General features: G+C 68.2%; 11 protein-coding genes and 1 tRNA gene. 3 read left to right on the plus strand and 9 right to left on the minus strand.

Going from position 1 to position 11,232, the window contains the following annotated elements; genetic code table 11:
* The 9 genes from WEB06_06380 to WEB06_06420 all read right to left on the minus strand — a co-directional run.
* A partial coding sequence (locus WEB06_06380; protein ID MEX2555241.1) for a protein kinase occupies positions 1–413 on the minus strand: 413 nt, incomplete at its 3' end.
* A gap of 61 nt (positions 414–474) precedes the next feature.
* Entirely contained in the window at positions 475–2,049 is a 1,575-nt protein-coding gene (pknB, locus tag WEB06_06385; protein ID MEX2555242.1) for a Stk1 family PASTA domain-containing Ser/Thr kinase, read from the minus strand.
* Positions 2,046–3,524: a penicillin-binding transpeptidase domain-containing protein gene (locus WEB06_06390; protein ID MEX2555243.1), complete on the minus strand. Its 1,479-nt coding sequence runs from the start codon at positions 3,522–3,524 to the stop codon at positions 2,046–2,048. The genes pknB and WEB06_06390 overlap by 4 nt, the downstream gene beginning before the upstream one ends.
* Entirely contained in the window at positions 3,521–4,789 is a 1,269-nt protein-coding gene (locus WEB06_06395; GenBank protein ID MEX2555244.1) for an FtsW/RodA/SpoVE family cell cycle protein, read from the minus strand. Before WEB06_06395 ends, WEB06_06390 begins: the two co-directional genes overlap by 4 nt.
* Positions 4,786–5,946, minus strand: coding sequence for a Stp1/IreP family PP2C-type Ser/Thr phosphatase (locus WEB06_06400; GenBank protein MEX2555245.1), 1,161 nt, complete (start codon positions 5,944–5,946; stop codon positions 4,786–4,788). Before WEB06_06400 ends, WEB06_06395 begins: the two co-directional genes overlap by 4 nt.
* Positions 5,943–6,398 (minus strand): FHA domain-containing protein, encoded by a 456-nt coding sequence (locus tag WEB06_06405; GenBank protein ID MEX2555246.1) that lies wholly within the window; start codon positions 6,396–6,398, stop codon positions 5,943–5,945. The genes WEB06_06400 and WEB06_06405 overlap by 4 nt, the downstream gene beginning before the upstream one ends.
* 22 nt (positions 6,399–6,420) lie before the next feature.
* Positions 6,421–7,134, minus strand: a complete 714-nt coding sequence (locus tag WEB06_06410; GenBank protein ID MEX2555247.1) for a DUF3662 and FHA domain-containing protein — start codon at positions 7,132–7,134, stop codon at positions 6,421–6,423.
* Positions 7,135–7,337: 203 nt separating this feature from the next.
* Positions 7,338–7,421: transfer RNA gene (locus WEB06_06415), tRNA-Leu, on the minus strand.
* A gap of 214 nt (positions 7,422–7,635) precedes the next feature.
* Complete coding sequence (locus tag WEB06_06420; protein MEX2555248.1) at positions 7,636–8,262, minus strand: response regulator; 627 nt, start codon at positions 8,260–8,262, stop codon at positions 7,636–7,638.
* A gap of 84 nt (positions 8,263–8,346) precedes the next feature.
* Between WEB06_06420 and WEB06_06425 the strand changes: the two genes are divergently transcribed.
* The 3 genes from WEB06_06425 to WEB06_06435 all read left to right on the plus strand — a co-directional run.
* Positions 8,347–9,534, plus strand: coding sequence for an amidohydrolase family protein (locus tag WEB06_06425; GenBank protein ID MEX2555249.1), 1,188 nt, complete (start codon positions 8,347–8,349; stop codon positions 9,532–9,534).
* 5 nt (positions 9,535–9,539) lie between these two features.
* Positions 9,540–10,301 (plus strand): alpha/beta hydrolase, encoded by a 762-nt coding sequence (locus tag WEB06_06430; protein ID MEX2555250.1) that lies wholly within the window; start codon positions 9,540–9,542, stop codon positions 10,299–10,301.
* 135 nt (positions 10,302–10,436) lie between these two features.
* A partial coding sequence (locus WEB06_06435; protein ID MEX2555251.1) for an acyl-CoA dehydrogenase family protein occupies positions 10,437–11,232 on the plus strand: 796 nt, incomplete at its 3' end.

Here is an 11,232-nt window from a genome sequence, read left to right on the forward strand (position 1 = left end):
GCCGCGCGCGCGATCCCGAAGTCGGTGACCTTCACCTCGCCGTTCTTGGTGATCATGATGTTCGCCGGCTTCACGTCGCGGTGAACGATCCCGTGCGAGTGCGCGAACGCGAGGCCCGCGCAGACGTCGCCGGCGATCTCCGCCGCGCGCTCCGGCAGCAGCGGGCCTTCCTCCTTGATCACGTCGCGCAGCGTCCGGCCCTCGATGTACTCCATGACGATGTAGTGCGTGCCGTCGTCGGAGCCGGTGTCGTACACGCCGACGATGTGCGGGTGGTTCAGCGCGGCGGCCGACTGGGCCTCGCGCCGGAACCGCGCGATGAAGTGCGGGTCGCCGGCGAACTGCGTGAGCAGGATCTTGATCGCGATCGTTCGTCCGAGCACGCGGTCACGCCCGAGGTAGACCTCGGCCATGCCGCCGGCCCCGAGCCGCTCGAGGATCTCGTACCGGTCCGAGAGGACTTTCGCGTTGACGCTAATTGCCGTTCCCCTTGCCTTTGCCCTTACCCCTGCCCTCGGGCTCCTTCGCGATCACGATATCGACCTCGGTGCCCGGCGGCTTGGTTACCCCCGCGCCGGGCGTCTGGCTGATGACGGTACCCGGGTCGTCGTCGCTGGTGGTCAGGCTCCCAACGTCACCGAGCACCAGTCCCGCGTCCTTCAGCTTCGCGGCTGCTTGGCTTTGTGAGAGCCCGTCGAGGTTGGGGACCTTGCAGCAAGGAGGCACACCGTTGGAGGTCACCAGCGTCACGGTCACACCCGAAGCCACGTGCACGTCGGCCGGGATGCTCTGCGAGAGGACATCTCCTTCGGGTTTCGCGCTCGCCTGGGGCTTCTCGACCACATTGAGGCCGAGCTCGTCGGCCAAAGCCTTGGCTTGCGTGATGTTCCTCCCGGTGAAATCAGGGACGGTGACCGGACCGGGGTCCCTGCTCGCGAGGACGAGCAAGGCTATGCCCGACACGGCGACCGCGAGCAGGACCGCCCATAAGAGCCCCCGGCGGTAGTCGCCGAGCCGTCGCTTCGAGACAGCCGCGGCCGGAGAGGAGCCGGTTATCGGGGTGAGAGGCGAGCCCGCAGCCGCCGGAGGAGTGGCCGTTTGGGCTCTCAAGGCGATGGTTGGTGCGTGCGGATCGTCGATCGCCGGAAGAACCATGGTCGGCGTCGGATCCATCCGGTGTGGTTGCGTGGCCGACTGCGTGGAGCTAAGCGCCGCCTCGAGCGCCGACCGCATCCCGTCGGCCGACGCGTACCGGTGCTCGGGGTCGCGAGCGAGGGCGCGGAGCGCGACCTGTGCGATCGGCTCGGGGATGCCGGGCCGGCGCTCTTGAAGGGCGATGGGATCCTCGGTCAGTCGCTGCATCGCGACGGCCAGCGGGGTCTCGGCCTCGAAGGGCTTGTGGCCCGTCAGCATCTCGTAGAGGATCGCGCCGACCGCGTACAGATCGGAGGACGGCGAGGCAGGCTTGCCGCTCACCTGCTCCGGCGAGAGATAGTGCGCCGTACCGACTACCATCCCCGTTTCCGTAAGCGTCTCATGCCCGGCAGCGCGCGCGATGCCGAAGTCGGTGACCTTGACCTCGCCGGTTGGAGTGAGCATGACGTTGCCGGGTTTCACGTCGCGGTGCACGATCCCGGCTTCATGGGCGACGGAAAGCGCGGCGAGCAGCGCCGACGCAGTCCGAACCGCGTCGACTTCAGTGAGTGGCCCGTCGCGCTCGATCCGCTCCGCAAGCGTCTCCCCTTGGACGAACTCCATCACGATGCCGGGACGGCCCTCGTCCTGGACGTAGTCGTAGACGTTTGCCATGTTCGGGTGGGACAAGCCTGCGGCCGTGAGGGCCTCCCGTCGGAAACGCTCCGCAACGATCGGGTCCTCCGCGAGAGATTCACGCAAGAGCTTGACTGCGACCGTTCGTTCGAGGAGCAGATCGGAGGTGCGCCACACCTCGCCCATGCCGCCCACGGCCACCTTTTCCTCCAGCCGATAGCGGTCGGCGAGCACGATCGCTGCGTTCGCCTGCCCCTTGGGTTTGCGCGCCTGCGTCATCGACCCTCCTGCACCGCTTCGATGAGCGCCTTCGCGATCGGCCCGGCCACGCGGCCGCCGGTTGCGTCGCCCCCGGCGTCGCCGCCGTTCTCGACGACAACGGCGACGGCGATCCCCGGACCGAACGCGATGAACCACACGTGCGGGTTCTCGCCCTCGACGCCGGTCTGAGCGGTTCCGGTCTTGCCGCCCATCTCGCCGCGGAGGCTCGGGATGGCCGCCGGCCGGCCGGTGCCGTTGTCGACGACGTCGATCATCAAGTCCCGCAACGTCGCGGCCGTTTGCCGGGAGAAGATCGGCCCGTCCGGCTCCGGCGAGACCGTATGGACCACCTTGCCCGTGAAGTCCTGGATCTCGCGGACGACGTGCGGTCGCACCAGCATCCCGCCGTTGCTGGCCGCGGCGGCCACGAGTGCCATCTGCAGCGGCGTTACACGGACGCTGAACTGGCCGATCGAGGAGAACGCCGTCTGGGGGTCGTCCAGCGTAGGCTCAGCGCAGCCGCCGCCGGGCTCGGCCACGAGGCAACTCGACGCGGCCGGCAGGTCGAAGCCGACCGGGGACGCTCCGAAGCCGAAGCCGCGCGTCATCTCCTCGATCTTCTCCGGGCCGAGCTCCATGCCGATCTGCGCGAACGTTGTGTTGCACGAGACACGCAGCGCCTGTGCCATCGAGATGCGCCCGCCGCCCGCGCACGCGCCGCCGCTGAAGTTCCTGAGCGTGCGATCGGTGAGCGGCAGGTCGAGCACCCGGGGGTTGGGATAGGTCTTCGTCTTGGGGATGCCGTCCTCGAGCGCCGCCGCCGTCATGATCACTTTGAACGTCGAGCCCGGCGGATAGCGTTCCTGCGTCGCGCGGAACACCAACGGTTTCGCTGGGCTCGCGTTGAACTTGTCCCACGAGGAGCGCACGCCGTTCAGGTCGTGCGAGGAGAGCGGGTTGGGGTCGAACGTCGGGTTCGCGTACAGCGCCAGCACCTCACCGTTCTCGGGGTTGATCGCCGCGACCGCGCCGCGTTGTCCTTTGAGCGCCTTCGCCGCCAGCGCCTGCAGATCCGGGTCGATCGTCAGGAGCAATGTGTGGCCCTTCCGGGCACGACCGAGGATGTCGTCGACGATGTTCTCCCATCGGTCCTCGGGTCCGGCGCCGATCAGGAAGTCGTTGTAGGTCCGCTCGAGCCCCGCTCCCCCGAAGACGATCGAGTAGTAGCCGGTGATGTGGCCCCACAGCCCCTTGCCGGGGTATTCACGCAGATACTTGAGGTTGTCGTTGGTGAGCTTCGATCGGGCGAGGATCGTTTCGCCGGCGACGATCGATCCGCGCTCGATCGAGTACTCCTTGACGAGCAGCCGGCGGTTCGAGGGATGCTCGGCGAAGCGCTCGGCTTCGACGACCTGCACGTAGGTGAGCTGAACGATGAGCGCGGCGAACGCGACGCCGAGCATCAGCGCGATCCGGCGAACCGTCCGGTTCACGCGCGCGCCTCCGATTCCGAGAGGCGCAGCAGCAGCGCGATCAGAATGAAGTTGGCCAGCAAGCTCGAGCCCCCGTACGAGACGAACGGCAAGGTGATGCCGGTGAGCGGGATCAGCCGCGTCACACCGCCGATGATGAGGAAGGTCTGCAGCCCGATGATCACGGTGAGCCCAGTAGCGAGCAGTGTTCCGAACGGATCACGCGCTCGAAGCGCGATGTGGAGCCCGCGCGCGACGAGGAGCGCGAAGAGGGTCAAGATGGCGAGGGCGCCGACGAAGCCGAGCTCCTCGCCGATGGCGGAGAAGATGAAGTCGGTCTCAACGCCGCGTTGGATGAAGTCGGGACGTCCCCGTCCGAGCCCCTGACCGCCCAGGCCGCCGGTCCCGAGCGCGAACAGCGATTGCGCGATCTGGAACCCCGAACCGTCGATCCGGCTCCATGGATCGAGCCATGCGGCGACGCGGCTCTGTACGTGCGAGAACGCCTGGTACGCGAAGATGGTTCCGCCGGCGAACAGGCTCAGCCCGGTGACCACGTATGCCGCCCGCGCGGTGGCCGCGTAGAGCATCACGATGAAGAGCGCGAAGAAGAGCATCGAGGAGCCCAGGTCGCGCTGGAACACCATGACGGCGAGCGAGATCGCCCACGCCGCGACGACCGGACCGAAGTGGCGCGGCGCCGGGATCATCCATGGCCCGACGCGTGCCGTGGCGGCGGTGAGAACTTCGCGCTTGCTTGCGAGGTAGCCGGCGAGGAACGCCGCCAGCATCAGTTTGGCGAGCTCGGCGGGCTGGAAGTTGAGGCCGCCGACGCGCACCCACAAACGTGCCCCGGACACCGTGCGGCCGATTCCCGGGGCCAGCGGCAGCAGGAGCAGCGCGAGGCCGGCGACCATGAACGAGTACCGGAACGCCTCGATGCGGCGGTGGTCGCGCACGCCGACGAGCGTCAAGCAGAACGCGGCGAGCCCGACCGCGATCCACGCGAGCTGCGGGCCGGCCAGATCCGCGTTCAGGCGACGCACCATGACGTAGCCGAGGCCCGAGAGTACGAGCGCGATCGGCAGCGGCAAGGGGTCGGCGTTGGGCGCGAAACGACGGATCACGAAATGCGCGGCCAGCGCCATGCCCGCGAACGCGGCGATGAAGGAGAGGAACGACGACGGGATCGTGTCCGAGCCGGCGAACTGCACGAGCAGATACGCCCCGCCGGTGAGGACGATTGCGAGGATGACGAGCCCGAGCTCGGCGTTGCGTCTGCTCATGTCTTGGTTGGGGTTGGGGTCGGCGAAGGTATGGCTCCCGCGGTCGTGGTTATCCGCGCCGCGATGTCGCGCGCTTCTTGGAGGCTGTCCGCGGGGATCCCTTCCGCGAGTCGCGACCGCCACACCTCGGACACATCGGCGACCGGCTTGGTCGTGAGTTCCTCGACGTGGTTCAGCTCGACGCCGGCGAATTCGGTGGGCAGCCCGCGATAGATCGCGACGACGCCTTCCGATACGCCGACGAAGTAGGAGCGGTCCACCCAGGAGCGGACGCCGAGCCAGGCGCCGAGGCCCGCGGTGATGACCACCAGTATCCAGATCACCGCGCGCACCGGGAAGCGCCGGCCGCGGCTCCGCGGGACCACCGGCGGCGGAATCTCGCGGCGCGCTGCCGGCGGCGCCCGTCCGTCCGCGCGGGCCGCGGGCACACCGGTCACCTCGACCACGACGACGGTGATGTTGTCCGGACCGCCGCGCTGATTCGCCGCTTCGATAAGCCGCCTGCAGGTCTCCTTGAGGTCCTTCGAGTCTTGAACCGTCGCGAGGATCTGATCCTCGCCGATCACCGACGACAGGCCGTCCGAGCAGAGCACGAGCCGGTCTCCGATCTGCAGCTGGATCTCGAGCGTGTCCACGTCGACCTCGGGCTCCGCGCCGAGCGCGCGCGTCAGGATCGAGCGCTGGGGGTGGGTCTCGGCCTGCTCGGGCGTCAGCTTTCCTTCCGCGACCATGCGGGCGACGAGCGTGTGGTCGTTCGAAAGTTGGGTCATCTCGCCACCACGGATGAGGTAGCAGCGCGAGTCGCCGACGTGCGCGAGATGCGCGGACCCGTTCGAGATCGCGACCGCCGTGAGGGTGGTTCCCATACCGCGAACCTTCGCGTCGTCCTGTGCCCGTTGATAGACGGCACGATTGGCGGCGTCGACCGCCGTGCTCAAAGCGTCGGCGACGCGATCTATCGGCGTGGCTTCGACCGTCCGGTCGAACGCTGCGAGGGGTTCCACCGCGAGACGGCTGGCCACGTCGCCGGCGTTGTGCCCGCCCAGCCCGTCCGCGACGGCGAAGACGTACTCGCCGGCGATGTAGGAGTCCTCGTTGCGCTCGCGCGCGCGGCCGACGTCGGTCAGCGCCGCCCACTCGATCGATCGTCCCGTCATCGGCGAAGCTCCAGAGTGGTCTTGCCGATGCGGATCTCGTCACCCGGACCGACCTCGGACGGCGCGGTCACCTTCGCGCGGTTGAGGTAGGTGCCGTTGGTCGAGCCGAGATCCTCGACGAACCAGCTTCCGTCCTTCGGGAAGACACGGGCGTGCATCTGTGAGGCGTAGGTGTCGGCCAGGACGACCTGGCACCCGTCGGCGCGGCCGATCGATATCGGCTCCGCCGCGAGCGGGTAGGTTCGCGCCGCGCCTTCCGCTTCGGTGACGACGAGACTCTTCGGCTGGCCGCGGCGCTTGCGCGGGGGAGCCGGCGTCGACTGCTGCGCTCTCGCCTTCGGTACGCGCGGACCCACCAGGTCGAGGTAGATCACCCGCACCGCCCGCGCGATGAAGAGGTACAGCAGAGCCAGGAAGACGACTTTGAGGATCGTTAGGACCAGCGGGGGCACGGATCTCCTCTGAGAGTCGCGGTCATGCTCCGCGGAACTCGATCGTCGTCTCGCCGACCTCGATGCGGTCCCCGGTCGAGAGCCGGTGCCGGCGGACGGGCTGTCCGTTCACGATGGTTCCGTTCGTGGATGAGAGATCCACCACGACCCACTCGTCGCCTTCGCGCCGAACTTCCGAGTGCTTGCGCGAGACGCCGGGGTCCGAGAGGACGACGTCGCAGGTGTCGAGCCGTCCGATCGTCAGAACGTCCTTTGCCAGCGGGTAGGGGCGTCGTTTCGATCCGACGACGACCAGCTCGGCGTCCGCCTGCTCGGACATCTGGATCAGCTGTGTATGCGGCCCGGCTTGTGCGTCGGCGTCCGAACCCTCCACCACCGTCGCTTCCATCCGGAACGTTCCCGATGCGAGCGAGGAGTCCTCGTCGAGGTGGATGAGCGGAGGCCCGAGCAGTCGCCAGCCTTCGCTCGCGGCGGCGCGACGGGCCACGCTCGCGAGCTCGGAAGCGAGCGCGTTCTCTACCGGCTTGAGGCGCCCGAGGTCCTTCGAGGAAAGGGTGAACGTGAACTCGTTCGGAACGTAGACGTTCGCGACCGAGACGGTTTTCTGGTCCTCCATCGCCCGGACCATGCGCTTGCCGAGCTCGACCGGCTGGACGCCACCGCCGGGGAGCGCCCGCGCGAAGAACCCCTCGACCACGGTCTCGAGGCGGCGCTCGAAGTCACGCAGGATACCCATCCGGCCTCCCTGTAGGCGTCCGGGCCATATGACACGCTACCCGCTTCGGAAGGGCGAACGGCCCCTCCGGCGGCCGGGTCTGCTCCGGCCTCCGCCCGGGGCCGAACGGCCTCATTCTATATATCCGCCGGAAGGCCGATCGAAGCGTTCAACACCGCTGGTAGACGTACTGTCAACGGACGACACCTACCGGAGGCGGCCTGTGCGGGCGAGAGGACTTGAACCTCCACGCTCTTACGAGCACACGGACCTGAACCGTGCCTGTCTGCCAATTCCAGCACGCCCGCCGGACCTTCAGTGTAGCGGCAGTATTCATGGAGGCGAGCACTGACTCTCTGGAGCGTGACGGAGGGGACCCCTCTGCACTCAACTCATTGGTCGGGGTCGTCGCGGCCTCGTCGAGCCGGCCTCGAGGGTGGGTAAACTCGTCCGACGGTTCAGGTCCGTGTGGGCGAAAGCCCATCGGGGTTCAAATCCCCGGTCTCCACCAGCCTGAACTCGCTACGCCTCTGCCTGGGGGAACACCGCGGTGACGTCGCTCTTGCGCACCTCGATGAGATCGTGCTCGGCGATCGGCCCGCCGCCATCCAGAGAACGGATCGTCGCGCCGGTCAGCGGGAAATAGGCCCGCGGATCGCGGACGAGCGCCTCCCACGCGTCGGAGAAGCGGGCAAGCTCCTCGGCGATGTGGATCGTGCCCTCGATCCGGAACACCGGTGTCAGGATCACCACGTCGTGGCTGCGCATGCCCGGCGAGCGTCCCGACGCGCGCATCGCGCGACGCAGGCGATCCATCAACGCGGGAGCGGTGAACGGCTTGCTGAGATATTCCGCGCCGCGCTCTTGCGCGCGGTGCATCACGTCTTCACCCGTGACGCCCGTGAGGATCACGACGGGCAGCGTGTTGAAGTGCTCGTTGGATCGGATCCGGTCGAGCAGTTCCCAGCCGGCCTCCCGGCCGTAGAGCCAGAGATCGAGGATGGCCGCGTCGGGATCCTCGGAGAGGAGCGAGGCCCAACCGCTGTCGGTGTCGCTGGCGTAGATCGCGAGGAAGCCTTCCTGGAGGAGCAGCTCCTTCACGAGCCCGGCCACCCCCGGGTCGTCGTCGACGATCAGGACTTTACGCATGTCTGCACCCTCCCGTCGCGGCGGCCGCAGTCTCCGCCCGGTCGGAGTTTAGGCGAGTACAGGCGTCCTGTTAGGCTGCGCGGGATGGCGAGGCTGGTCCTTCGCGCGGCCCGGCTGCTCGATGGCCGAGGTTCGGCGCCGGTCTCCGACGCCGCGCTCGTCTGCGACGAGGGAAAGATCGTCTACGCCGGCCCGGCCGACGGCGCACCCGCGCCGGCGCGGGACGACATCCGGGTGGAGGCGAAAGACGGCACGCTCATCCCCGGTCTGATCGACTGCCACGTTCACCTCTGCTTCGACGGCGTGGCCGACTTCGCGGGCGAAGCGCGTGCGATGACTCCCGCTTCCGCGGCCCTCAAAGCGGCCCGGAACGCCAGACGTGCGTTGGAGGCCGGCATCACGACCGTTCGAGACCTCGGCGGGATCGAGCTTGTGATGCTCGAGGTGGCGCGTGCGCAGCGAGAGGGCGTCATCTCGGGCTCGAGGATCTTCAGCGCACCGGCGGTGCTGACGGTGACCGGCGGGCACGGACACTTCATCGGCTGGGAGGTCGATTCCGCCGAAGAGCTCGTGAAGGCGGTCCGGCGTCTGGTCAAAGCCGGCGCCGGGTGGATCAAGATCATGTCGACCGGAGGCGTGCTCACGCCGGGCATCGGCGCCCAGCGATCCGCATACACGGTCGAGCAGCTCGAGGCGGCGATCAACGAGGCCCATGAAGCCGGGATACGGGTCGCAACACACGCGATAGGAGCCGAGGGGATCGTGCGCGCGCTCCGGGCAGGTGTCGATTCCGTCGAGCACGGCTGCTACCTGAGCGATGACGCGTTGAAGCTCCTCGCCGAGAACGGTTCCTGGCTCGTCGCGACGCTCGTCGCACCCGAGCGGATCCTCCACGGCGGCGAGGGGGTTCCCGACTACGCGATCCGGAAATCCGAGGAGGTCGCAGCGGTCCATCGTGATTCGTTCCGAAAAGCCGTTGACGCCGGCGTCCGCATAGCCGCCGGCACAGACGCCGGCACGCCGTTCAACACCCACGGCGGGCTCTGGCGCGAGCTGGCGCTGATGCACTCGGCGGGGATGCCGCTCGAGCGCGTGCTGATCGCGGCGACCTCCGAGGCGGCCGCGCTTCTCAACATCCAGGCGGGCGCGCTCGAGCCGGGCTTGCTCGCCGACGCGGTCGTGCTCGCGGGCGATCCGTTGACCGATCCGGCCGCGTATCGGGCGGTCTCGGTGGTTGTGCAGGACGGCGCCGTCGTCTTCGACGCGCGATGAGTGCCATGGAACGCGTCAAAGCTCACAACATCGAGTTGGCGTATGAGCTCATCGGCGACGGCCAACCCACGGTCGTCGTGATCCCGCAGTGGTTCCTCTCCTCGCGGTCGATGCGTGCGTCGGCGCTCGTCCGGCGGCTCGCCGAGCGACACCGGGTGCTTCTCTACGACCGGCGCGGCACGGGGAGCTCCGACAAGCCGGGACCCCCGTACACGACGGCGCGCGACTCGCGGGACCTCGGCGCGATGGTAGGTGCGTTGGAGCTTCGCGACCTCGTCGTGCTCGGCATGGGCATCCGCGGGAGCCAGGTCGCTCTGCATTTCACCGGCCATTTCCCGCAGCTTGTGACGGCGGTCGTATGCGTCGGCGGCACGCCTCGTCTCGCCGCCGGGCCCGAATGGCCGTACGGCGTCGGCGAGGCTGCCTGGGCGCGCGCGTTCGGCGACCTCGAGACGCGCGTAGATCCACCGCCCGGCGCCTCGATCGCGATGCGCGACGACTGGACGGCCGCCGGACGAGAGGCCGCGATCGACATCCTCGCGCACACCCGCGAGGAGGATCTGCGTCCGTTCCTGCGCAAGGTCACGCCGCCGACGCTCGTCATCCAGCTCTCCGGCGACCCGCTCGTCCCGTTCGACGCCGCGCGGTGGCTCGCCGAGAGCCTTCCCAACGGGACGCTCGAGCTCTTCGACGCCGGCCGCGAGGTTCCGCTGCACGCGCCCGAGGAGCTCGCCGAGCACATCGAGGCGTTCCTGGAAACCACCTGAGCCTCAGTCTTTTCGGGCGACGCTTCCACGATAAGTCCCGAGTACGGCTACCGGCCTTTCGAGGTGGAGGAGAGCGCGGGTACCATGGAGAAAAGCTTGTTACCCACCGGTAGGGTCCCAGCGAGGGGGCTACACGTGAGCGTGATCCAGATCCCGTCGGAACTGATCGAGCTGCGCAACTCCGTGCGCGACTTCATCGAGCGCGAGATCAGGCCCATCGAGCAGAAGTACGCGCAAGAGATACAGGAGTCTGGCAACGTCGCCAACGCCGAGGAAGAGCGTCGCAAGCTTCGTAAACGCTCGGTGGAGCTCGGCTTCTACACGCTGCACATGCCGGAGAACCTCGGCGGCAGCGGGCTCTCGTACCTCGGTCAGGTGCTCGTCCACGAGGAAGTCGCGCGCTCCGGACTGATCCTCGCCTCTCGCGGCGGCGTGCTCCCGTCGGTCGAAGGTCCGACGATCATCCTTGCCGACTGCAACGAGGACCAGAAGCAGCGCTACCTCGAGCCGCTCATGCGCGCCGAGAAGGAGATGTGCTTCGCGCTCACCGAGCCGGAAGCCGGCTCCGACGCGACGAAGATCCGCACGCGCGCCGAGCAGAAGAACGGAACGTATCTCCTCAACGGACGCAAGCACTTCATCACCCACGGCGCCGAGGCGGACTTCGCCGTCGTGTTCGCCGTCACCGATCCGGAGAAGCGCGCCCGCGGCGGGATCACCGCCTTCTTCGTCGACAAGGGGACGCCGGGATTCGAGGTCTCGCGCATCCAGGTCACCGCCTCGACCACGGACCGGCCGGCCGAGCTGACCTTCGACAACGTCGAGGTGCCGGCGGAGAACGTGCTCGGCAAGGTCGGCCACGGATTCTACTCCGCGATGAGCTGGATAAACGGCGGCCGGTTCAACATCGCCTCGTCCGCGATCGGGATCG

Source organism: Actinomycetota bacterium (assembly GCA_040905475.1).
In the GTDB taxonomy this organism is placed as follows: Bacteria; Actinomycetota; AC-67; order AC-67; family AC-67; genus DATFGK01.